This window comes from Mycobacterium sp. VKM Ac-1816D, from assembly GCF_000416385.1.
Taxonomy (GTDB): domain Bacteria; phylum Actinomycetota; class Actinomycetes; order Mycobacteriales; family Mycobacteriaceae; genus Mycobacterium; species Mycobacterium neoaurum_A.
In genome coordinates this window covers 61,107-84,029 of the sequence record NZ_AOHQ01000110.1, presented here as the reverse complement: position 1 = coordinate 84,029, position 22,923 = coordinate 61,107, and the positions used below count along the sequence as shown (strand labels likewise).

The 22,923-nt window shown below is 68.6% G+C and carries 22 protein-coding genes; 6 read left to right on the top strand and 16 right to left on the bottom strand.

What is annotated here, in order from left to right:
• Window positions 1-74: 74 nt before the first annotated feature.
• The 8 genes from mraY to G154_RS03340 all read right to left on the bottom strand — a co-directional run bounded on the left by mraY (window position 75) and on the right by G154_RS03340 (window position 9,615).
• Window positions 75-1,154 carry a phospho-N-acetylmuramoyl-pentapeptide-transferase gene (gene mraY / locus G154_RS03375; RefSeq protein WP_019513265.1) on the bottom strand — a complete coding sequence of 360 codons (1,080 nt, stop codon included), beginning with the start codon at window positions 1,152-1,154 and terminating at the stop codon, window positions 75-77.
• A complete protein-coding gene (gene murF / locus G154_RS03370) occupies window positions 1,151-2,650 on the bottom strand; it encodes a UDP-N-acetylmuramoyl-tripeptide--D-alanyl-D-alanine ligase (RefSeq protein ID WP_019513266.1) in 1,500 nt (499 codons plus the stop codon). The genes mraY and murF overlap by 4 nt, the downstream gene beginning before the upstream one ends.
• On the bottom strand, window positions 2,647-4,161 hold the full coding sequence (locus G154_RS03365) for a UDP-N-acetylmuramoyl-L-alanyl-D-glutamate--2,6-diaminopimelate ligase (RefSeq protein ID WP_019513267.1): 1,515 nt from the start codon (window positions 4,159-4,161) through the stop codon (window positions 2,647-2,649). The genes murF and G154_RS03365 overlap by 4 nt, the downstream gene beginning before the upstream one ends.
• Before the next feature lie 31 nt (window positions 4,162-4,192).
• The gene (locus G154_RS03360; protein WP_019513268.1) at window positions 4,193-6,082 is read right to left on the bottom strand and encodes a penicillin-binding protein 2; all 1,890 of its coding nucleotides are present in this window, start codon (window positions 6,080-6,082) and stop codon (window positions 4,193-4,195) included.
• A complete protein-coding gene (locus G154_RS03355; RefSeq protein ID WP_023985971.1) occupies window positions 6,079-7,203 on the bottom strand; it encodes a hypothetical protein in 1,125 nt (374 codons plus the stop codon). Before G154_RS03355 ends, G154_RS03360 begins: the two co-directional genes overlap by 4 nt.
• Complete coding sequence (rsmH, locus tag G154_RS03350; protein WP_031601580.1) at window positions 7,200-8,375, bottom strand: 16S rRNA (cytosine(1402)-N(4))-methyltransferase RsmH; 1,176 nt, start codon at window positions 8,373-8,375, stop codon at window positions 7,200-7,202. Before rsmH ends, G154_RS03355 begins: the two co-directional genes overlap by 4 nt.
• The gene (gene mraZ / locus G154_RS03345; protein ID WP_019512748.1) at window positions 8,350-8,781 is read right to left on the bottom strand and encodes a division/cell wall cluster transcriptional repressor MraZ; all 432 of its coding nucleotides are present in this window, start codon (window positions 8,779-8,781) and stop codon (window positions 8,350-8,352) included. Before mraZ ends, rsmH begins: the two co-directional genes overlap by 26 nt.
• A gap of 423 nt (window positions 8,782-9,204) precedes the next feature.
• Complete coding sequence (locus G154_RS03340; RefSeq protein ID WP_023985973.1) at window positions 9,205-9,615, bottom strand: DUF3040 domain-containing protein; 411 nt, start codon at window positions 9,613-9,615, stop codon at window positions 9,205-9,207.
• A gap of 285 nt (window positions 9,616-9,900) precedes the next feature.
• Here G154_RS03340 and G154_RS03335 point away from each other — a divergent pair, with 285 nt between their 5' ends.
• The 4 genes from G154_RS03335 (at window position 9,901) to G154_RS03320 (ending at window position 14,013) form a co-directional block, all read left to right on the top strand.
• Entirely contained in the window at window positions 9,901-10,515 is a 615-nt protein-coding gene (locus G154_RS03335; protein ID WP_023985974.1) for an N-acetyltransferase, read from the top strand.
• A 26-nt stretch (window positions 10,516-10,541) separates the two neighbouring features.
• Window positions 10,542-11,234, top strand: coding sequence for a DUF3153 domain-containing protein (locus tag G154_RS03330; RefSeq protein ID WP_019510960.1), 693 nt, complete (start codon window positions 10,542-10,544; stop codon window positions 11,232-11,234).
• Window positions 11,235-11,432: 198 nt separating this feature from the next.
• Entirely contained in the window at window positions 11,433-12,494 is a 1,062-nt protein-coding gene (gene idsA2, locus G154_RS03325; protein WP_019510961.1) for a bifunctional (2E,6E)-farnesyl/geranyl diphosphate synthase, read from the top strand.
• 4 nt (window positions 12,495-12,498) lie between these two features.
• On the top strand, window positions 12,499-14,013 hold the full coding sequence (locus tag G154_RS03320; protein ID WP_019510962.1) for an alpha-(1->6)-mannopyranosyltransferase A: 1,515 nt from the start codon (window positions 12,499-12,501) through the stop codon (window positions 14,011-14,013).
• A 3-nt stretch (window positions 14,014-14,016) separates the two neighbouring features.
• Here the strand turns inward: G154_RS03320 and G154_RS03315 are convergent, their stop codons facing one another.
• Entirely contained in the window at window positions 14,017-14,418 is a 402-nt protein-coding gene (locus tag G154_RS03315; RefSeq protein WP_019510963.1) for an Rv2175c family DNA-binding protein, read from the bottom strand.
• Between the two features lie 66 nt (window positions 14,419-14,484).
• On the opposite strand from G154_RS03315, the gene G154_RS03310 reads away from it, so the two are divergent.
• The gene (locus G154_RS03310; RefSeq protein ID WP_031601582.1) at window positions 14,485-15,768 is read left to right on the top strand and encodes a protein kinase; all 1,284 of its coding nucleotides are present in this window, start codon (window positions 14,485-14,487) and stop codon (window positions 15,766-15,768) included.
• A 4-nt stretch (window positions 15,769-15,772) separates the two neighbouring features.
• Here the strand turns inward: G154_RS03310 and G154_RS03305 are convergent, their stop codons facing one another.
• The 3 genes from G154_RS03305 to G154_RS03295 form a co-directional block, all read right to left on the bottom strand.
• A complete protein-coding gene (locus G154_RS03305; RefSeq protein WP_019510965.1) occupies window positions 15,773-17,182 on the bottom strand; it encodes a class II 3-deoxy-7-phosphoheptulonate synthase in 1,410 nt (469 codons plus the stop codon).
• 79 nt (window positions 17,183-17,261) lie between these two features.
• Complete coding sequence (locus G154_RS03300) at window positions 17,262-17,768, bottom strand: polyadenylate-specific 3'-exoribonuclease AS (protein ID WP_019510966.1); 507 nt, start codon at window positions 17,766-17,768, stop codon at window positions 17,262-17,264.
• Window position 17,769: 1 nt separating this feature from the next.
• Complete coding sequence (locus tag G154_RS03295; RefSeq protein WP_019510967.1) at window positions 17,770-18,627, bottom strand: hypothetical protein; 858 nt, start codon at window positions 18,625-18,627, stop codon at window positions 17,770-17,772.
• A 96-nt stretch (window positions 18,628-18,723) separates the two neighbouring features.
• Between G154_RS03295 and G154_RS03290 the strand changes: the two genes are divergently transcribed.
• Entirely contained in the window at window positions 18,724-20,025 is a 1,302-nt protein-coding gene (locus G154_RS03290) for a glycosyltransferase 87 family protein (RefSeq protein WP_019510968.1), read from the top strand.
• Between the two features lie 7 nt (window positions 20,026-20,032).
• Here the strand turns inward: G154_RS03290 and G154_RS03285 are convergent, their stop codons facing one another.
• The 4 genes from G154_RS03285 to G154_RS03270 all read right to left on the bottom strand — a co-directional run bounded on the left by G154_RS03285 (window position 20,033) and on the right by G154_RS03270 (window position 22,917).
• Window positions 20,033-20,755: a 1-acyl-sn-glycerol-3-phosphate acyltransferase gene (locus G154_RS03285; protein ID WP_019510969.1), complete on the bottom strand. Its 723-nt coding sequence runs from the start codon at window positions 20,753-20,755 to the stop codon at window positions 20,033-20,035.
• 100 nt (window positions 20,756-20,855) lie between these two features.
• On the bottom strand, window positions 20,856-21,209 hold the full coding sequence (locus tag G154_RS03280) for a hypothetical protein (protein ID WP_023985975.1): 354 nt from the start codon (window positions 21,207-21,209) through the stop codon (window positions 20,856-20,858).
• Entirely contained in the window at window positions 21,206-22,477 is a 1,272-nt protein-coding gene (locus tag G154_RS03275; protein ID WP_023985976.1) for an ArsA family ATPase, read from the bottom strand. Before G154_RS03275 ends, G154_RS03280 begins: the two co-directional genes overlap by 4 nt.
• Window positions 22,474-22,917, bottom strand: a complete 444-nt coding sequence (locus G154_RS03270; protein ID WP_019510972.1) for an SRPBCC family protein — start codon at window positions 22,915-22,917, stop codon at window positions 22,474-22,476. The genes G154_RS03275 and G154_RS03270 overlap by 4 nt, the downstream gene beginning before the upstream one ends.
• Between the last annotated feature and the right edge of the window lie 6 nt (window positions 22,918-22,923).

Genomic DNA, 22,923 nt, shown 5'->3' with positions numbered 1-22,923 from the left:
GCGTCACTCTCGGCGGCTGCGCGGCGGCTACGCGCCGACGGAGCCCATGCGCCGACGGAGCCCATGCGCGGCGCCTACGCGCCGACGATCGACAGCCATTCGCCGTAGAACAGCGCCACACCCAGACCGCAGGCGATCGCCGTCAACAGCCAGAACCGGATGATCACCGTCGTCTCGGCCCACCCGACCAGCTCGAAGTGATGATGGAACGGCGCCATCCGGAACACCCGCCGGCCCGTCGTGCGGAACGCCAGGATCTGCACCACCACCGAGGTCACCTCGGCCACGAAGAGCGCACCGAGCACCACGGCCAGGATCTCGGTGCGGCTGGTCACCGACAGCCCGGCGATGATGCCGCCGAGCGCCAGCGAACCCGTATCACCCATGAAGATCTTCGCCGGCGCGGCGTTCCACCACAGGAAACCGATACAGGCCCCCGCCGTCGCCGCCGCCACCAGCGCGAGGTCCAGCGGATCACGGACGTTGTAGCACCCCAGGCTCGGGCTGGCCGCGCAGTCGTTGCGGTACTGCCAGAACGTGATCAACACGTAGGCGGCGCTGACCATGGCCATCGCCCCCGCGGCGAGCCCGTCCAGCCCGTCGGTCAGGTTCACCGCGTTCGACCAGGCACTGACCAGCACCACCACGAACACGACGAACACCATCGGTGCCAGCGTGACGGTGGCGATCTCACGTACATAGGACAGCTGCGCACTGCCCGGCGTCAGTCCCTCGGCATTGCTGAACTGCAACACCAGCACCCCGAAGAGCACCGCCGCGGTCAACTGGCCGATGGTCTTGGCCCGCTTGTTCAGGCCCAGATTGCGGGACCGCCGGATCTTGATCAGGTCGTCGATGAACCCGACGATGGCCAGCGCGGACGCCAGCCCCAACACCAGCAGACCCGACGCCGAGGGGCCCTCGCCACCGAACGGCAGGCCGAACAGGTGCGTGCCCAGATAGCCGGCCCAGATGCCGGCCATGATGGCCACCCCGCCCATCGACGGCGTGCCGCGCTTCTTCTGATGGCTGGCCGGGCCGTCCTCACGGATCTCCTGCCCGAACCCCTGCTTGGTGAACAGCCGGATCAGCACCGGCGTCAGCACGATCGACACCGCGAGCGCGATCGCGACCGCTACCAGGATCTGCTTCATGCCTGCTCGTTCCCCTGCTCGGCGAGACGATCGGCAAGCGTGCCGAGCCCGGCCGCGTTGGACGCCTTCACCAGCACCACGTCACCGGGACTCAGTTCGGCCGCCAGCAACGCCAGCGCGGCGTCGGCGTCGGGCACCAGGACGGATTCACTGCCCCACGACCCTTCCATCACCGCCCCCTGATGCATGGCGCTCATCGCTCTCCCGGTTCCCACGACTATCAATCGAGAGACATCTAAGCGCACGGCCAACCGGCCGATGCGATCGTGTTCGGCAATCGCGTCCTCGCCGAGCTCGGCCATCTCACCGAGCACCGCCCAGCTGCGTCGCCTCCCCCCCGGTCCGCCGGAGCGCGCCATCCAGGCCAGCGCCTTCAGCCCCGCCGCCATCGAATCCGGGTTGGCGTTGTAGGCATCGTTGACGACGGTGACCCCGTCGACACGGGTGCTGACATTCATCCGGCGCGCCGAGACCGGACCGGCGCCGGCCAGTGCCGTCGCCACCTGCTCCAGGCTCGCACCGCACTCCACCGCGACCGCCGCGGCGGCCAGCGCGTTGGACACCTGATGCTCCCCGTGCACCGCGAGGGCGACCTGCACCGCACCGCCCGCGGTGTGCAGGGTGAAACGCGGGCGGGCCAGTTCGTCGAGATGCTCGTCGGCCGACCAGATATCGGCCCCCGGTGCGCGCGATACCCGCACCACCCGCGCCGCGGTCTTGTCGGCCATCGCCGACACCGCCGAGTCGTCGGCATTGAGGATCACCACACCGGATGCGGGAACCGATTGCGGCAGTTCGGATTTGGTGGCCGCGATCACCTCGCGTGAACCGAACTCACCGAGATGGGCCGTCCCGACATTGAGCACGACCCCGATCGACGGGGTCGCGATGGCCGCCAGTGCGGCGATGTTGCCCGGATGTCGCGCCGACATCTCCAGGATCAGGAAGTCGGTGTCGGTGGTGGCGCGCAGCACCGTCCATGGATGGCCGAGCTCGTTGTTGAACGACCCGGGCGGGGCCACCACCTCACCCAGCGGTGCCAGCACCGCCGCCAGCAGATCCTTGGTCGAGGTCTTGCCCGACGAACCGGTGACGCCGATGATGCGCAGACCGGCCGCGCTCAGCTCGGTCGCGACGGCCGCGGCCAGCTTGGCCAGCGCGGCCAGCACCGCGGCACCCGAGCCCGCGGCATCGTCATGCTCCACCGCACCGGAACCGGCGTCGCCGGCCACCGCGGGCGGTACGACGATGGCAGGCACCCCGACCGGGCGGGCGGCCAGCACCGCCACCGCTCCGGCCGCGACGGCGCCCGCGGCGAAATCATGCCCGTCCGAACGTGCCCCCGGCAGCGCCAGGAACAACCCGCCCGGCGTGACGGCGCGCGAATCGAACTCGACGGTTCCGGTGATGCGGGTGTTCGCGGCGTCCGCGGCGCTGATATCGGTCAGTTCGCCGCCGACGATGTCGGCCACCTGAGCCACGGTCATCTCGATCATCGGTTCTGCCTCAATGCATTCAGCGCGGCGGTCAGTTCGACCCGGTCATCGAAGGGGCGGGTGGACCCGTCGGCGGTCTGCCCGGACTCGTGGCCCTTGCCCGCGATGAGCACCACGTCACCGGCACGTGCCCAGCCGACCGCGTGATCGATGGCCGCGCGGCGATCACCGATCTCGACCACCTCGGCGGCTGATCCCCCGGTGCCGGCCCGGATCGTCGCCCGGATCAGCTTCGGGTCCTCGTTGCGCGGATTGTCGTCGGTGATGACGACCAGGTCCGCCAGCTCGGCCGCGATCCGACCCATCGGTTCGCGCTTGCCCGCATCGCGGTTGCCGCCGGCGCCGAACACCACCGCCAGCCTGCCGTCGGGGTGCTGCTCGCGCAGGGTCGCCAGCACCGCCTGCAATGCGCCCGGTTTGTGCGCGTAGTCCACCAGTGCCAGGAAGTCCTGCCCGGCGTCGATCGACTCCAGCCGCCCCGGCACCGCGGCCGAACCGAGCCCCGGCGCGGCCTGCTCAGGCGACACGCCCACGGCGTCGAGCAGCGCGATGGCCAGCAGCGCGTTGGCGATGTTGTACCGGCCCGGCAGGCCGATCCGAAGTCGGTGCGCCACCCCGGCCGGGTCGACGGCGACGAATTCCTGGCTGCCACGGGCGAGGATGGACACCGACTCGATGCGCCAATCGGCGTCGACGCCGGTGGTCGCGACCCGAACCGCTCCGGCGGCACGCGACGCGATCTCGCGTCCGGCCTCGTCGTCGACGCACACCACGGCCCGATCGGCGCGGTTGGGCGAATCGGGTTCGAACAGGCGCGCCTTGGCGTTCAGATAGTCGGCCATGGTGGGGTGGAAATCGAGGTGATCGCGCGACAGATTGGTGAAACCGCCGGCGGCGAACGATGTGCCGTCCACCCGGCCCAGTGTCAGCGCGTGGCTGGACACCTCCATCACGACGGTGTCGACACCGCGTTCCACCATCACCGCGAGCAGTGCCTGCAGATCCGGCGCCTCGGGAGTGGTCAGCGAGCTGGGCTCGTCGCGACCGTCGATGCGGATGCCGACGGTGCCGATCAGGCCGGCGACGCGACCGGCCGCCCGCAGTCCCGCCTCGACGAGGTAGGTGGTGGTCGTCTTGCCCGATGTGCCCGTGACGCCGATGACACGCAATGCCGCCGACGGGTTTCCGTAGACCTCGGCGGCCAGCCCGCCCAGCACGGCGCGCGGGTCGTCGTGGACGAGCACCGGCACCTGGCCGGTGGCGAACTCGGCGACACCGGCCGGGTCGGTGAGCACCGCGACCGCGCCGGCGGCGACGGCATCGGCGGCGAATCGGGCACCGTGCGCGCGTTGTCCCGGCAGGGCGGCAAACAGGTCACCTCGGCGCACATCCTGACTGCGCAGCGTCACCCCGGTGACCCGGACGTCCGGATCGGACACCGCGGGAGCACCGATGCGCTGCGCCAACACACCCAGGTGGGCACCGGCGGGATCGGAGGGACGCAGTGTCATGGCCTTGCCACAGTACCGGGGTGGGTCGGGATCACTCCGCCTGCAGCGTCAGCGGCGGTCCCGGGTCGGCGGACAGCGGCACGTTCTCGCGTTGCAGCAACCACGAGGCGATGTGGTGGAACAGCGGCGCCATCGTGGTGCCCGGCAGGCCGTCGGCGGTGCGGGCGGGGTTGTCGGCCATGATGCCGACGACATAGCGCGGATCGTCCGCCGGCGCCATCCCAGCGAAGGTGATCCAGTAGTGGTCGTCGTAGTAGCAGCCACAGTTCGGGTTGATCTGCTGGGCCGTGCCGGTCTTGCCCGCGATCTGATAGCCCTCGACCGCCGCCTGCCAGCCGGTCCCCTGCTGCACACCGCGCGGGTCGCGCTGGATGGTGGCGCGCAGCATATTGCGCACGGTGGCAGCGGTTTCCGGCGACACCACCCGGACGCCCTGCGCCGCGGGTTCGACGTTCTCCTTGCCGTCGGCCTCGATGATCGCCTTGATGATGCGGGGCGGAATCCGGACACCGTCGTTGGCGATGGCCTGGTACATCCCGGTCATCTGCAGCAGCGTCATCGAAAGGCCCTGTCCGATGGGCAGGTTGGCAAAGGAGCTGCCCGACCACTGGTCCATCGGCGGCACCAGGCCCGCGCTCTCACCGGGTAATTCGATCCCGGTGCGCTCACCGAGACCGAACTTCGCCAGCATCTCGGCGAATTTCTCCGGGCCGAAACGCTGGGCCAGCATCAGGGTGCCCACGTTGGAGGACTTTCCGAAAACGCCGGTGCTGGTGTACCGGTCGACACCGTGGTTCCAGGCGTCCTTGACCGTGACCCCACCCATATCGATGGAACCGGGTACCGAGAGCACCTCGTCGGGGTTGGTCAGACCCAGCTCGATGGCGGTGGCGGCGGTCACGATCTTGTTCACCGAACCCGGCTCGAAGGGTGAGGACACCGCAGGGTTGCCCATCTGCCTGCTGCCCTGCCTGCCGATGTCCTGCGAGGGGTCGAAGGTGTTGTCGTTCGACATCGCCAGCACCTCACCGGTTTTGGCGTCCAGCACGACCGCGGAGACGTTGGCGGCACCGGATTTGTCCTTGGCCTGCTGCACCTGCTGCTGCACGTAGAACTGGATGTCATCGTCCAGGGTCAGCTGCACGGTCTGGCCGTCGACGGCCTCGTGCCGGTTGCGCATGCTGCCGGGGATCATCACGCCATCGGACCCGCGGTCGTAGGTGACCGATCCGTCGGTGCCGGCGAGCTTGGCGTCCAGGGAATCCTCGAGACCGAGCAGTCCGTGGCCGTCCCAGTCGATACCGCCGACGATATTGGCCGCCAACGAGCCACCGGGGTACTGACGGATGTCCTGGCGTTCGGAACCGACCTCGGGGAATTTCGTGGTGATCGCATCGGCGATCGCCGGGTCGACCGCCCTGGCCAGATAGGCGAAGGTGTCCTTGCTGCTGAGTTTGGCCAGCAAGGTCTTGGCATCGGGCTTGTTGTTGAGCCGGGTGGCGATGTCCTTGGCGATCTCCCGCAACCGTGCATCGGGATCGGGTGCGTAGTCGGGATTCTTGGCCCGCTCCTCCTCCAGCTGCTTGCGGATGCGCACCGGCTGGAAGGTCAGCGCCCTGGCTTCGATGGTGAACGCGAGCTTGTCGTTGTTGCGGTCGACGATGCTGCCGCGCACCGCTTGCTGGACGTCGGTCACCTTCAGCTGGCTGGCCGCTTCGGCCCGCAGCCCGGCGGCGTTGGAGATCTGCAGGTTGAACAGCTGTGCTGCGGCGACCACCAACACCAGGAAGATGACCACGTTGCCGGCCCGGTGCCGGAAGACGAACGAGGAGCTGCGCAACCCGGCCGCCGGGGCCTGTGCGGGGCGCCGGATCCGGCGGTCGGTTGCCGAATGCTCCTGACCGCGTTGGCCGCGGGTCATGCCGGCACACCCGGGGCGGGAATCTCGACCGGGACTTCGGCGGGCACCTCGGGGGCGGGACCTGCGGCCGGGGGCGCGGGAAGGTGCTCAGGGTTGGCTGCCGGGCCGGGCTGGGCGGGCAGCTCGGGGGTTCCCAGATGCGGCAGCCCCTCGGCAGGCACCGGTGCGGGCACGCCCGGGAGCGGGACGACCAGCGGCGCGGCGGCAGGCGGGACCTGGTCTGCCGGTGCGGCGACCGGCGGTAGCTGCGCCGGGTCGACGGGTGCGGCGGGCAGTGGCGCGGTCGACGGTGCCGGTCCGGCCTGCGGGGCTGCCGGTGCGGTCAGTGGCGCGGCCGGTGCGGCGGTGGCCCGCGGTGGAACGCGGACCACGACCTCGCGCGGGTCGACGACCCGCGGGGCGGGCGGTCCCCCGGCGGCGGGACGAGCCGGCGCGGGCGCGGCAGGTCGCTCATCGGGTAGCGGTGTGTTCAGCGGTGGCGGGGGTGCGCCCTCGGCCGGCTTCGGGGTGCCGACCACGACCCAGGCTCCGGTCGCGTCCTGCACCAGGTGCGCGGTATCCCGCGACGGGATCATGCCCAGACCGCGGGCGGCCTCGGCCAGCGCGGGCGGCGCCTGCGCCTCCAGCACATCACGCTCCAGTGCCTCTTTCTGTTGCAGCAGAGCCTGGTTGAGCTGACGGGCATGGCCCAGCTGATATGAGCGGCTGGCGGCATCGGTGGACAGCCACAGAGTGACACCCAACCCGACACCGAGTGCGGCGATGACCAGCACCACGAACGGCACCCTGGCGGCCAGCGTCCGCGGATTGAAGTCGATGGTCGCCAGCCGATTCAGCAGGCGTTCCCGAAGCGGTGGACGAACGATCTTGGGGGCCTTGGCCTTCCGCGCCTTGGCGCGCGCCTTGGCCTGGCTGGCGTTCTTGGGCCGTGCCGGTGTGTCGACCGGCCTGCGCACCGGCGAGGTCTGCGGCGCCGAACGGGACGGACGTTGTTCGGGCGCGCTGCGGCGTTTGCGGGCGGGCGCCTCGGACTGCCGGCGTGCCGTCGGCCTGCCCTTCGGCGGAGTTTTGCGCCGGCGCTCGTCGGTGCTGCGCTCCGGTGTGGACCGCTTTCCCTTCATGAGTCTTCCTTTCCGGCGATCTTCTCCAACGCCCGCAACCGCACCGGGGCACTGCGCGGGTTACGTTCGATCTCCTCGGCGTCGGCCTGCTCGGCACCGCGGGTCAGTGCTACGAATTCGGCTTCGTAGCCGGGTAATTCGACGGGTAGGCCGGGCGGGGTGCGCGACGCCGTGGCCGAGGCGAACAGACTCTTGACGATCTTGTCCTCCAGCGACTGATATGCCATCACCACGATGCGGCCGCCGCCGGAGAGTGCGGCGAGGGCCGCGGGCAGCGCGTCGCGCAGTGAGTCGAGCTCACCGTTGACCGCGATGCGCAACGCCTGGAAGGTGCGCTTGGCCGGATGTCCGCCGGTGCGCCGGGTTGCCGCCGGGATGGCCTCGTAGAGCACCTCGACGAGTTCAGCAGTGCTGACGAACGGCGTGGTTGCCCGCCGACGGACCACCCTGGCGGCGATCCGGTTGGCGAATCGCTCGTCGCCGTACTCGCGCAGCACCCGCGTCAACGCCCGCTCGTCATAGGTGTTGAGGATCTCGGCGGCGGTGAGTGGCGCGTCGGGATCCATCCGCATGTCCAGCGGCGCGTCATGGGCGTAGGAGAAGCCGCGGTCGATGAGGTCGAGCTGCATCGAGGACACCCCGAGGTCGAACAGGACGCCGTCGACGACGGGCTCCTGCCGGTCATCCCAGTAGCCGTCGTAGCGGGTGCGTTCGAACCGGACGCGGTCACCGAACCGGGCCAGTCGGTCGCCGGCGATGCGCAATGCGTTCGGGTCACGGTCGAGGCCGACGACACGGAGTCCGGGCAGATCGGTCAGGAACCGCTCGGTGTGGCCACCGGCTCCGAGGGTGGCATCGACGAGGACGGCACCGGAGCCGTCGGCGTGGTGCCGGGTGAGCGCGGGGGTCAGGAGTTCCACGCACCGGTCGAGCAGAACGGGAACGTGGCCGTGCTCGCCGGACTTGGGCGCAGGACCGGACTGAGGTGAGTTCACAGAGTGTGGCGAATCGTCGGAATGAGGCACAGAGACTCCCCTGTCGAGAAGGGGTGCCCCTGCAACGAGGTCCCTGTCCGAGGCGGACCTGGCGTCGGGGAAGTACGTCAGGGCCGGTTCGGACAGAGGCCTCGTTGCACGGGCATGTTGGTCAGATGATGTCGCGAAGAGTGTCATCGCTGGCCGCGGAGAAGGTCTCTTCGTGTGTCTCCTGGTATTGCTGCCACGCTTGGGCGTCCCAGATCTCCAGGTGCCCCAGCGAACCGGTCACCACGCATTCCTTGGACAGGTTGGCGTAGCGGCGGTGTTCGGCCGACAAGGTGATCCGGCCCTGCGCGTCGGGATGCTGTTCGTCGGCACCGGCGGCCAGGTTGCGGACATAGGCCCGAGCTTGCGGGTCGCTGCGCGAGGCCTGCATCGCCTTCTCGGCCAGCTTCTCGAACTCGGCCCGCGGGTACACGGCCAGGCTGTGATCTTGACTCTTGGTGACCATCAACCCTCCTGCCAGTGCGTCGCGGAATTTGGCGGGCAGTGTCAGCCGCCCTTTGTCGTCGAGCTTGGGCGTGTAGGTGCCGAGAAACATCCCGCCACCTCCCACCACTCGGTTGGATTCCGAGTCGCTTCTGCCCGCTGTGCGGAGTTCCGGTTCCTCCGCTGTCCGCCACTTTACCCCACAATCCCCCACTTAGCTCCATTTGCTGCCACCGAGTTGCACCCACGCCCCACTACCCCGCCATTCGTGGCGCATCGGAACCCGCATGACGGACCGGGCACCCGGCGCGAAGAAGGGAAAACCGCAGCTAGAAGCCGATTGAGGGGTCACGGCAAGTCACGTGGGTGACAGTGGGGAAGAAGTGGGGCGGGTGCCCTGCCGCACCCGACACGCCGAGGTGTTTGCGGGGCCGAACAGGGCCCTGCGGCCGGAAAACCACACGAAAAAGGGCGGCTCCGCGTGGAGCCGCCCCTCGGGTGGGGATAGGTGGGGACTAGTGCAGACGGGGAGGGGTCACTCGTCGAAACGACGGCGGAACCGATCCTCCATCCGGCTGGTGAACGAACCACCGCTCGCGGGCTTGCCGCGCTTACCGGGACGGGCGGGACCGGCGCCGGACACGGTCTTGTCGGCCACACCCGCCACGCGCGGGCCGGTGATCGCGAACACCACGCCACCGAACATCACGATGAAGCCGATCACCGAGAGAATCGGGAAGCTACCGATCATGGTGGCCTTGATGGCAACACCACACACCAGCATCGCCAGGCCGGCCACGAAGAGCGCGATGCCCTGCAACCGGCGCCGGGCAGAGGGTGCGCGCAGATTGCCACCACGCACGCTCGAAGCGAACTTGGGGTCTTCCGCGTACAGCGCGCTTTCGATCTGGTCGAGCATGCGCTGCTCGTGATCGGAGAGTGGCATCCGTCCCTCCTGGTACGCGCCGTGGGCTCCGGGGAGCCGAATTCTCAAATAGGGCCGCCGCCCGCGTTTTACGGGTGACTGTTCCCATGATACGAGGTCATTCTGACCCGTACCACCTACTTGACACACGATTGTATGACGTCTGCCACCAGGAGCGGTCCGTCCCTCTCCCCGGAGCGACCCACCGCCGTATCACCCCACCCCGAGACCGGGCGCGGCTTCCCGGCGATCGAGACCGATAATGGGGAGGACCCGTCCACAGCGACCGACCCCGAAGGACACCCGTTGGCGACATTTCTGGTGGACCTGTCGGCGGAGCTCATGCGCCAACGGCTCCGCGAAGCGCTGACGGTGTACGTCCAGGCGATGAACTATCCGCGCGGCACCGAGGAACAGCGTGCCTCGATGTGGCTCGAGCACACCCGCCGCTCCGGCTGGAAGGCCGTCGCCGCGCTGCGCACCGACGCCACCGACGTGGATTCGCCTGCCGTCCTCGACTCGGCGCAGATGCTGGGCATCGCCTACGGCTATCGCGGCGCTCCCGATCAATGGTGGCAGCAACAGGTCGTACACGGGTTGCGCCGGCGCGGCGCCGAAGGAGCGCGCGCCGAACCGCTGCTCGCGGACTATTTCGAACTGACCGAACTGCACATCCATCCCCAGGCGCAGGGCCAGGGACTCGGCGAGGCGTTGGCGCGCCGGCTGCTGGCCGGCCGCGGCGAGGCCAACGTCTTGCTCTCCACCCCGGAGATCAACGAAGAGGCCAACCGTGCCTGGCGGCTGTACCGCAGACTCGGCTTCGGCGACGTCATCCGGGACTACCATTTCGCCGGCGACCCGCGCCCCTTCGCCATCCTGGGCCGACGTTTACCCCTTGACCAGGCGCCCGGCACCGACTGAGCGTGCGGATCTGGCACGATTAGCGGGTGTTCGCCCGCTCACACCGCCCACGGCGCCGTCGGCTCGCCGCGCTGGTCCTGCTGCTGCTGATCCTGGTTCCGTTCGCCGTGGGCTGCGTGCGGGTGCGCGCATCGATCACGGTCTCCCCCGACGACCGCGTCTCCGGCCAGATCGTGGCGGCCAGCAAGGCACGCGACGGCGAGGACAAGGGGCCGCAACTACTGAACTCGCTGCCGTTCAGTAACAAGGTCGCCGTCTCGCGGTACGAACGCGGCGACTACGTCGGATCACAGGCCGTGTTCTCCGACCTGACCTTCGCCGAACTTCCGCAACTGGCAAACATGAACAGCGATGCCGCCGGCGTGGACATCTCGCTGCGGCGCGCCGGTGACCTTGTCATCCTGGAGGGCCGGGTCGACCTGACCACCCTCAACGATCCCGAAGCCGACGTCACACTCAGCGTCGCGTTCCCCGGCGAGGTCACCTCCACCAACGGTGACCAGGTGTCCGGCGAGGTCGTCGAGTGGAAGCTCAAGCCAGGCATCGTCACCACCATGAACGCCCAGGCGCGCTACACCGACCCCAGCGCGCGATCGTTCACCACCGCGGCGATCTGGCTGACCGTCGGCTCCTTCGTGATCGCCGGCCTCCTCGGCTGGCTGGCCTGGGCGAGTCGGGACCGGTCACCGAAGGTCGGCGAAGGGGCCCAGCTGTCGTGAGATAGCCGTCGTGGCCCAGACCGTGCCGGGTCGTCATCGCGCGCCATCCCGCGGCGGGACAGCATAATGACGTGGTCGCGAGCGCGCCTACCCACCGATCACCGGGCGGGACGCTCTAGGCTAGAGAAAGTCGGGGGTCGAGAAACCGACATCAGAAAGGGGCGTCCGCTGAGCGTCGATACAGCGGCACCGACAGCCGTGGAACTGGTCAATGCCGTCGTCGAGGAACTGCGTCAGTACCTCGACGAACGCCGCCGCGAGTCCGCCTACATCGGTCCCGAGTACGCCGAGCTGACCGCCGCGCTCGAGGAGTTCGTGTTGCGCGGTGGCAAACGCCTGCGCCCCGCGTTCGCCTACTGGGGCTGGCGCGCGGTCGCCGGGAAGAATCGGTCCTCCGACACCCAGGCCCTGCGGTTGTTCTCCGCACTGGAACTGCTGCACGCGTGCGCGCTGGCCCACGACGATGTGATCGACGCGTCGGCAACCCGTCGCGGGCTGCCCACCGTGCACCGGCACTTCGCGGACCGGCATCGCGCCAACAACTGGCACGGTTCCCCCGAACAGTTCGGCCTGTCGGCCGCGATCCTGCTCGGCGATCTGTCACTGGTGTGGGCCGATGACATCGTGGCGACCGCCGATCTGCCCGCCGACGCCCACCTGCGGGTGCACAAGGTGTGGGCCGATATCCGCACCGAGGTGCTCGGCGGCCAGTACCTGGACATCGTCGCCGAAGCCAGCGGCGCGGACTCGGTGGCATCGGCGATGAACGTCAACACCTACAAGACCGCGTCCTACACGGTCTCGCGCCCGCTGCAGCTCGGTGCTGCCGCCGCGGCCGATCGGCCCGACATCCAACAGATCTTCCACCAGATCGGCAATGACCTCGGGGTGGCCTTCCAGCTGCGCGACGATGTGCTCGGCGTGTTCGGTGATCCCGCGGTCACCGGCAAGCCGTCCGGTGACGACCTGCGCTCCGGCAAGCGGACCGTCCTGCTGGCCGAGGCGGTCGAACTGGCCCAGCGCACCGATCCCGCCGCGGCCAAGCTGATCGGCGCGTCGATCGGGACCGAACTGACCGATGTCGCGGTCAAGGAGGTGTGTTCGGCCATCGAGTCGGTCGGCGCGCTGGCCGCCGTCGAAGACCGCATCGAACAACTGCATCGGCGGGCCCTCGATGCCCTGAACGCCGCCGATATCGATCCGCAGGCCAAGATCGGCCTCGCCGAACTGGCCGGCCTGGCGTCGAACCGGTCCGCCTGAGGACATGACCACATCGGTATCGGACGCGCCGGAAACGCGCGGACACCTCGCTCGGCTGTGGGCGTTCGCGATCTCGGCCGAGGCGCGGCCGGCCCGATTGGGGTTCCTCGGGGCGGTACTGATCGCCGCGGGTGGACTCGGCGCAGGTAGCACCCGGTTACACGATCCACTGCTGGAATCACTGCACATGTCCTGGCTGCGGTTCGGCCACGGACTGGTGCTCTCCTCGATCCTGCTGTGGGGCGGGGTGGCCGTGATGTTGCTGGCCTGGCTGTGGCTGGGTCGGCGCGTGGTCGATCGCACCGCAACGCAGTACACGATGCTGGCCACCACCGGGTTCTGGTTGGTGCCGCTGCTGCTGAGCGCGCCGGTGTTCAGCCGCGACACCTACTCCTACCTCGCTCAGGGCGCGCTGCTGCGCGACGGTTTCGACCCCTATGTGGTCGGACCGGTCGAGAACGTGAACTCGTTGCTGGACAACGTCAGTCCGATCTGGACGACGACCACGGCGCCCTACGGTCCCGCATTCATCCTGGTGGCCAAGTTCGTCACCATGATCGTCGGCAACAACGTCGTCGGCGGCACCATGCTGCTGCGCCTGTGCATGCTGCCGGGACTGGCACTGCTGATCTGGGCCACCCCGCGGGTGGCCCGCCACCTGGGCGCCAACCCGGCCGCCGCACTGTGGATCTGCGTGCTGAACCCGCTGGTGATCATCCACCTCATGGGCGGGGTGCACAACGAGATGCTGATGGTCGGCCTGATGATGGCGGCGATCGCGCTGACCTTCGGTGGCCGGCCGATCCTCGGGGTCGGTTTCATCGCCACCGCGGTCGCGGTCAAGGCGACCGCGGGAATCGCGTTGCCCTTCATGGTCTGGGTGTGGATGAGACGACTGCGTGACACCCGGGGCTACGGCCCGGTGCCTGCGTTCGCCTTCGCCACCGCGGCGTCGGTGGTGATCTTCGGCGCCGTGTTCGCGGTGCTGTCCCTGCTGGCCGGGGTGGGGCTCGGCTGGCTGACCGCACTGGCCGGTTCGGTCAAGATCATCAACTGGCTGACGCTGCCGACGGCATTCGCGAACGTGATCAATGCCCTCGTCGGCACGGTCATGCAGGTGAACTTCTACGCGGTCCTGGAGATCACCAGGATCATCGGCATCGCGATCATCGCCATCACCCTTCCGCTGTTGTGGTGGCGGTTCCGCCACACCGACCGTGAGGCGCTGGTGGGCACCACGCTGGCGATGGGCGTCGTGGTGCTGTTCGTCCCGGCCGCGCTGCCCTGGTACTACACCTGGCCGCTGGCGACGCTGTCGACGCTGTGGCAGAGCCGGACGGCGGTCGCGCTGATCGCCGGCTTCTCCACCTGGATCATGGTGATCTTCAAGCCCGACGGCTCGCACGGTATGTACTCGCTGCTGCAGGTCGCACTGGCGACCGGATGTGCGACCCTGGCCTGGTATCTGCTGTCACGGGCGCCGGAGGAACCGGCAGGCCACGACGGCCGCGCCGTCTAATAGCTAGTACGCCATGGCCTGCGCGCGGCGGAGGACCTCACGGGCCTGGTGTGAGCGCAGCGCGTCGACCGGCCGCGCATTGGCCTGCTTCTCGGTGCTGCCGTCGCGGCTGAGCGTCAGCGAGGGGTCCGGGGTGAACAACCAGCGCATCGACTCGGTGACGTCGAACCCACCGTCGCGCAGCACCACCAACAGCCCGGGCAGCGGTTTGACGACCCGGCCGTTGTCATCGAAGAACACCTTGGGCACGACAACGGCACCGTCGCGGCGTACGCCGACGAGATGACCGTCGCGCAGGTGCTGGTTGACCTTGGTGACCGAGACGCCGAGCAACTTCGACACCTGGGACAGGTCGAGGACGGCTTCGTCGGGATCGAGGATGTCAGCGGATGCCGGGATGCTCACCGCACAGAGTCTAGGGGCCCGGGCCCAGCTCGGAGGTGGAAGGTCGATGCAAACCTGATCCGTACCATGTCTGCGGTGGACACCTACCAGCGCACCGACCCGCTCGTCGGAAGCCTGCTGGAGGGTCGCTATCTGATCGAGACCAGCATCGCCGCCGGCGGGATGTCGACCGTGTACCGCGGTGTGGATACCCGGTTGGACCGTCCCGTCGCCGTGAAGGTGATGGATTCCCGGTACTCCCGTGACGAGGCGTTCCTGGTCCGGTTCCAGCGTGAGGCCCGGACCGTGGCACGGCTCAAGGGCGACGGGCTGGTCGCCGTCTACGACCAGGGCGGCGGCGGACCCGACGGGCTCGCGCCGTATCTGGTGATGGAACTGGTCGACGGTGGCACGCTGCGTGAGTTGTTGCGTGAGCGCGGGCCGATGCCACCGCACGCCGCGGCCGCCGTGCTCGCCCCGATCTGTCGAGGACTGGCGGTGGCCCATGCGGCCGGGCTGGTGCACCGGGACGTCAAGCCCGAGAACGTGCTGATCTCCGATGACGGCGAGGTCAAGATCGCCGACTTCGGCCTGGTCCGGGCGGTGGCCGAAGCGGGTATCACCTCCACCAGCGTCATCCTGGGCACCGCGGCGTACCTGTCCCCCGAACAGGTCGCCACCGGCGACAGCGCGCCGAGCAGTGACGTGTATGCCGTCGGCGTGCTCGCCTACGAATTGCTCACGGGCCGAGCCCCGTTCACCGGGGACACCGCGCTGTCGGTGGCCTACCAGCGAATGGACAACGACGTGCCGCCGCCGAGTGCGGCGATCGCCGGGGTGCCCGTCCAGTTCGATGCGCTGGTCGCGCGGGCGACTGCGCGCGACCCGCACGCCCGTTTCGCCGACGCCGGTGAACTGGGTGAGGCACTGACCGATGTGGTCGACGAACTGGGTCTGCCGCCGTTCCGGGTTCCGGCGCCGCGCCAGTCGGCCCAGCACCGGGCCGCCACCGCGGCACAGCGCCTCGGCGGCCACGGGGACCGCGCCGCTGCCCGACCACCGGCGCCCTACCGGCCGACCCGCCAGCTGCCCGCCATCGGATCCGAGGACCCGACCAACGCCCACCACCCCGCCGAACTCCGGGACGACGACCATCAGGACGACGATTACCAGGACGCCGATTATCAAGACGAAGCCGAATACCGGCCGGTGACAGGACAATTCGCCGGTGTCGAACTGGCGGAGTTCCACTGGGCCCGGCAGCGCGCCAAACGTGTGCTGCTGGCCTGGTTCCTGGTCGTCCTGACACTGGCCGGGCTGCTCGCCGCCGGCGCCTGGACGCTGGGCAACAACCTCGCCAACCTGATCTGAATCCCTAGCCGCGCAACATCTCCGCGACCAGGAAAGCCAGCTCCAGGCTCTGCTGGGTGTTCAGCCGCGGATCGCACGCCGTCTCGTACCGGCCCGCCAGATCATGGTCGGAGATGTCCTGCGCGCCACCGAGACATTCGGTGACGTTCTCGCCGGTGATCTCGACGTGGATGCCGCCGGGGTGGGTGCCGAGCGCGCGGTGCACCTCGAAGAAACCCTGGACCTCGTCGACGATGCGATCGAAATGGCGGGTCTTGTATCCGGTGGAGGATTCATGGGTGTTGCCGTGCATCGGATCGCACTGCCAGATCACCTGATGACCGGCGGCCTGGACCTTCTCGATGATGGCGGGCAACACATCGCGGACCTTCTGGTTGCCCATCCGGCTGATCAGGGTCAGCCGGCCCGCCTCGTTGCGCGGATCGAGGCGTTCGACGTATTCGACGGCCAGCTCCGGGGAGGTCGTCGGTCCGATCTTGATGCCGATGGGGTTGGCGATCACCTCGGCCAGCGCGACGTGCGCACCGTCGATCTGCCGGGTGCGCTCCCCGATCCACAGGTAGTGCGCGGACAGGTCGTAGAGCTTGGGTGCCGACGGTTCGGCCACCGGCTCGGCCGGGTCGGCGGTATCCATCCGCAGCATGGCCCGTTCGTAATCCAGCACCAACGCCTCATGGCTGGCGTAGATCTCGGCGGTGTCCAGGTTGCGGTCGTTGACACCGCAGGCGCTCATGAACCGCAGACCGCGGTCGATCTCCCCGGCCAGCGCCTCGTAGCGGGCACCCGCCGGAGAGGTACGGACGAACTCGCGATTCCAGTCGTGCACGGCCTGCAGCGAGGCCATCCCCGAGGAGGTCAGCGCGCGCACCAGATTCATCGCGGCGCTGGCGTTGGCGTAGGCGCGCACCAGCCGGGAGGCATCGTGCTGGCGCACCGCGTCGTCGGGGGCGAATCCGTTGATCATGTCGCCGCGGTAGGACTTCAGCCCCAGCGCATCGGTATCCGAGGAACGCGGTTTGGCGTACTGTCCGGCGATGCGGGCCACCTTGACCACCGGCATGCTGGCGCCGTAGGTCAGCACCACGGCCATCTGCAGCAGCGTGCGGATGTTGGCCCGGATATGCGGTTCGGTGTTGTCGACGAAGGTCTCGGCGCAGTCCCCGCCCTGCAGCAGGAAGGCCTCACCGCGGGCGACCGCGGCCAGCTGGGTCTTGAGCTTCTCGACCTCGGTGGGCACCGTGATCGGCGGCACGCTCTCCAGCACGGTGCGCATGGCCTTGGCCTGACCGGCATCCCAGCTCGGCTGCTGCAGTGCCGGCTTGGCCAGCGCGGCGTCGAGCCGTTGCCGCAGGTCCCCTGGCAGCGGTGGGAGGTCCGGCAGCTGATCGATGGGCACGTCGACGGTCCAGTTCACCGCTCCATGGTAGCGGTGACCGAAATCCGTTCGGACCGGCCATACCTGCAGCTCAGGCGGCCCCCACCGGCGGGCGTGATCAGCCGCCCGAGCGTGCCGCCCAGGCCCCGTCGTCGGTCATCAGCTCGTAGCGCCGCAAGTTGTGCCGCGCATCGACCAGCGCATCGTGGGCATCGCGCGGTCGCGGTGGCATACGCGGTGAGCCCCGCTCCTCCCAGAACTGGCGCAGCTCCCTGGTGAATCGCGGGATCGCCGGCGGCAGGTCGGTCATCGGACCCCACAGCTGGCACAGCACCACATGGTCGTAGGCCCCCACCCATGCCCACAGCTCGATGGGTTCGTCACCATCGATATCGAAGAAGTCCTCCAGCTCACTACGGATCTGGCGGCGCGAGCGCCACAGCTTCGACGACGGTGACGGCAACTTGGGCAGCACGTTCTTGCGCACCCAGCTGCCGGCCCGATCGGGGTCGAATTCGGTTGATATGGCGTAATACTCGCGACCGTCCTCGGCGGCCACCCCGATCGAGATCAACTCGATGGTGCGGCCGTCGTCGATGAACTCGGTGTCGTAGAAATAGCGCATCTCAGGCCGCTCCCTGGCTGGGCGCCGGAGCGGCGTGGATCTCGCGGTCCAATTCTTCGTTGACCAGCGTGTCGTCGGGGAAATGCGGCTCCCCGGCCACCACGTGCTGGACCCACAATTTGGCCTGCACCACGGGCCTGCGCAGGCGCCGCTCCCGTTCCAGCGCCTTGTGCATCTTGCGCGGCCTGCTCGTGTAGCGCCACCGGGCCCACGGCGCGTGCGGTCGCGACAGCCGGATCGCCCCGACGAACAGCAGCGGGGTGATGAACATGCCGACCAGACCGGTCCACACCTTGCCCTTGAGCAGCACCACCACCGCCAGCGCCAGGGTGAGCACCGCGGACACGATCACCGCGATTCGCGCCTCGATGGAGTCGTCGGACTCCCAGATGTCGATATCGAAGAAGGACAGCGGGCTGAACCCGAGCACCAGCAGCCCGGCCACCGCGATGGCCACGAACACCGCGTCCACCGAGGTCCGGCCGTCCTCGGACCAGTACACGTCCTGCAGGTGCAGGATCAGTGCGAACTCGTCGAGCACCAGCGCCGCGCCGATACCGAAAAAGACTGCCGCGACGGTGAACTCCACCACTCCCCCGTTGACGGCAAGGGTCACCATCGCCACTCCGGAGACCATCACCAGGATGATGCCGATCACCACGTGATGCAGATGCACACCCCCGCCGACCGAAAGATTGCGCGGTTGCCACCATTTGCGCGGCCCGTCGGTGCTCGGATGACTCCTGATGTATCGCACCACCAGACGGGTCACGACGAACGTCAGGATGAAGGCGATCAGGCAGCAGAGCAGCGGAAGACGGTCAGCCGGGACGAAGTCCAGCTGCAGATTCGGGGACACGGCGTTCGAATTTACGCCGGTCCAGCGAATTCGCGGGGTATCGGCGGACCTGTCACGTCCAGCGCGTCGCCGCGCACCGATAGGCTTGACGGCGACATGAGGATTCAGCGGTCGCCCGATGGGGGCAGTGTGCTCGGGCGGACCGGGGTCGTTCGGGCCCTCGGCAGCGTGTGGGCGTGGCGGCTGTTCCAGCTGGTGACGCTGGCCGCGCTGGGCTGGGTGGGCTGGCGCCTGCTCGGCGAATCCAGCTACCGCATCGATATCGATGTCTATCGCCTCGGCGGGCGGGCCTGGCTGGACGGCGTGCCGCTCTATGCCGACAGCACCGAATTCCAGACCCAGGCCGGGATCGACCTGCCGTTCACCTACCCACCGCTGTCGGCTGTCGCCTTCGCGCCGTTCGCGTGGTTGTCACTGCCTGCGGCCAGCGCCGCCATCACCGCGACCACCATGGTGTTGCTGGTGGTCTCCACGACGATCGTGCTGACCCGGCTGCGGGTGGGTGACAGCTGGCATCGCCGGGCCTGGCTGGCCGGTGCGCTGGTGGCGCCCGCGGTGGTGTTCGCCGAACCGTTGCGGGCAAATCTGGAATTCGGTCAGATCAACGTGGTGCTCATGACGCTGGTGATCGCCGATTGCGTACCGCGGCGCACACCGTGGCCGCGTGGGCTGCTGCTGGGGATCGCCATCGCGGTGAAGCTCACCCCGGCGGTCTTCCTGCTGTACTTCCTGTTACGCCGCGATATGCGGGCGGTGCTGGTGACGACGGCCTCCGCGGTGGGGGCGACGCTGCTGGGATTCGCGCTGGCCTGGCGAGATTCCTGGGTGTACTGGTTCCAGACGCTGGGCGATACCGACCGGATCGGCTCGGCGACGCTGAACACCAACCAGAACATCTCCGGGATGCTGGCCCGGTTCGGCGTCGGCGAGGACACCCGTTTCCTGCTGTGGGTCGGGCTGTGCTTCGTGGTGCTGGGCCTGACGGTCTGGGCGACCCACCGCGCGGTGCGGGCCGACGCGCACGGAGATGCCGCGGTGCTGGGACTCATCTGCGTGGCGATGTTCGGGCTGGCGGTCTCGCCGGTGTCCTGGTCGCACCACTGGGTCTGGGTGTTGCCCACGGTGCTGGTGACCGCCGTCGTCGGCTATCGCACCCGCACCGTCGCACTGCTCGTGGTCGCGGCGATCGGCATCGCGCTGACGGTGTGGACCCCGATCACGCTGATGCCGGCACACAACGAGACATCGGTCTCGCCCTGGCTGCGGGTCGTCGGCGGGTCCTACCTGTGGTGGGCGCTGGCGGTGATCGTGGTGGTCGGCGCGGTGGCCCCGCGGCTGTCCCGGCGCGACGAGACGTCCGCCGCACCCGCCGACACCGAGATCGCCGCGGCGAGCTGACGATCGGCTATCCGGCCTTCGCGGTCACCGCGGGTTTGGTCTGCACGTCGACAGACTCGGCCTGCTCCTTGACATCCGCGGCGTAGAGGTCGACGTACTCCTGACCGCCGAGACGCATGAGCTCGTACATCACCTCGTCGATGACGGCCCGCTCGATGAAGCGATTACCGGCCAATCCCTCGAATCGGCTGAAATCCATCGGCTTGCCGAACCGGATCTCGACGCGGCCGAAATGCCACATCTTGGATCCGGGCGGGTTGACGACATCGGTGCCGACCATGGCCACCGGGATGACGGGGATGCCGCTTTCGAGCGCGACCCGGGCCAGTCCGGTCTTGCCCTTGTAGAGCCGGCCGTCCGGAGAGCGGGTGCCCTCGGGATACATGCCCAGCAGCTTGCCTTCACCGAGGATTCGCTGTGCGGTCGTCAGCGCGGCCTGCGCGGAGTCGGCATCGGTGCGGTCGATGGGTACTTGGCCGGTCGAGGAGTAGAAGAATTTGGTCAGCTTGCCCTTGAGCCCGGTGCCGGTGAAGTACTCGGCCTTCGCCAGGAAGGTGATGCGTCGCTTGACCACCAGCGGCAGATAGAAGCTGTCTGCGACGGCCAGGTGGTTACTGGCCAGGATCACCGCGCCGGAGTCCGGAACGTACTCCAGCCCTTGCACTTTGGGACGTCCCAAAAAGGACAGCAACGGGCCCATCAAGATGTACTTGTACAACCAGAACCACATGAGCCCTCCTGCAGCGGCGCCCCACCAGGACGGGGCCGGATCGGACCAACTCTACCCAGCCGAAGTGAGTGCGACCACACCACAGTCGCAGCGCCACCCGTCAGTCGTCGAGCGTCACCGGGATCTGCTCGTAACGCCCGCTCGGCCGGTCCCCCGGCTCGGGCGGCGGTGGGGGCACATCGGTGGTCGGCCCGGTTTCGGCGACCATCGCGCGGATCACCGTCAGCAGGGCCACGCTGTGATCGGCGATCACCGACAGCAGCGGATGCTGCTCGCCGTTGATCAGCGCCGCCAACGCGCACACCGGACACCACACCTGCTGACAGGCACCCGCGCCGGCGCCCTCGGCGGCGGCCCTGGCGGCCATGATCCGCACTGCGGGATCGAGCTTGTCCAGGATCACCTGGGCCAGCTGGCGCAGTTCGGGCGGGATATCCGAATGGGTGGGGCTCACGTCGGCCACACCTCCGGATTGGGTCGAAAACGCACGGTCAGCACGCCGGCCCGCAGATTCGCATCGATCACGACGCAGCGCCGCAACACGGAAGCCAGTCGCACCCGACGCCGCATACCCCCGGAGCCGATCACAAGGTCATCATCGACCCGGCCCAGCCGCAGCGCGCCGGGATCGACCTGCGGCAACTCTAACCGCATTCGATAGACGGCCTCCAGGCCGGACCCCGACTCGCGGTCGACCACCGGCCGCAGCGGTCCCGGCGGTGCCGAGCCATCGCGGCGACGCGCCGCGTCGAGCAGCTCGCCGAGTGCCTTGGGCCCGATCGGCTCACCGGCCAGATGCGGGACCAGCACCAGTGCGACATCGCCGATCGAGCGTTCCAGGTCGTCGAGCACACCACGTTGCTCGGCGATCCGCTCGGTGTACCAGTCGAAGGCCGGGTGCGCGGGCAGATTCCGATACTCGTAGGAATCATCCTGCAGCAGAACTTGATTCACCAGCAGTTCGGTGACCTTCACCCCCATCAACGCCAGCGAGCCGAGCGTTCGGGCCGCCTCGGCGGCGACCACCCGCTCGGCGGTCAGCACCAGGTGTGCGCCGACGCGGGCATTGTCGGCGAGCAGTGTGGACAGGCGCTCGGTCCCCTCGGCGATCCGCTCCACCAGCATCAGCGTCGCCGCCGAGCCCAGGTCCGCCGGCGAGAGCGACAGCCTGCGGTGCCGGGGCCAGCTGCGCTCCAGATAGAGATTGAACGTCGCGGGCAGGGTCAGCATGCGCAACGCATCGGCGGTGGAGGCGCAGTCGACCACCACCTCGTCCCACTGCCCGGAGTCGGCCAATTCGGCGACCTCGTGCAGGCCGAGCACCTCCTGAATCCCCGGCAGAGCCGAAAGCTCTTCCGGGGCAAGGCTTCCCAGATCGGAATGTGGGAATCTGCCGGCCAGCACGCCGACGATCTCCCGCCACCGCGTCTCCAGCAGCGACAGGGTGTCCAACGCCAGCGCGTCGAGAGAGCCGCCCACATCGGCGGGCCCGGCGTCCAGATCGGTCAGGACGCGCGTGGGTGTGCGCGAGCCGGTCGGTTCGACGGCAACACCCAGCACATCTCCGGTGGAGTGCGCCTGATCGGTGGACACGATCAGCACCCGCGCCCCGCTTCGGGCAGCACGCACCGCGGTGGCCGTGGCCAACGTCGACTTGCCTACCCCTCCCTTGCCGACGAAAAGGCAGATCCGGGCGGGCTCGGCTGTGCCATCTGCACTCAGCTCACTGCCACCTCTACTCGCTTCTTGAGGTCCTTGAGCGCGGTGTCGGTGAGGCGCCGCTCGGCCTTGCGCTTGAGCAGACCGATCATCGGGATCATCAGGTCGACGGACAACTCATAGGTCACATCGGTACCAGAATCCTTGGGAGACAGTCGGTATGCGCCTTCCAGCGCGCGCAACAACGAGCTCGACACCAGCGTCCAGGTGACGGATGTGCGATCGGCGGGCCACTGATAGGTGAGCACCATGGTGTCCTTGAGCACCGCGGCGTCGAGCACCAGCCGGGCCGTCTTGGGGTTGCCGGCGTCGTCGCGCTCGAGCACCTCGGCTTCCTTGTACTCGGCAACCCACTCCGGGTAGGAGCCGATATCTGCGATGACGTCCATCACCGTCGAGGGATCGGCCGCGATATGGATGGTCTGCGCCGTCTTCTCCGCCACGACCAG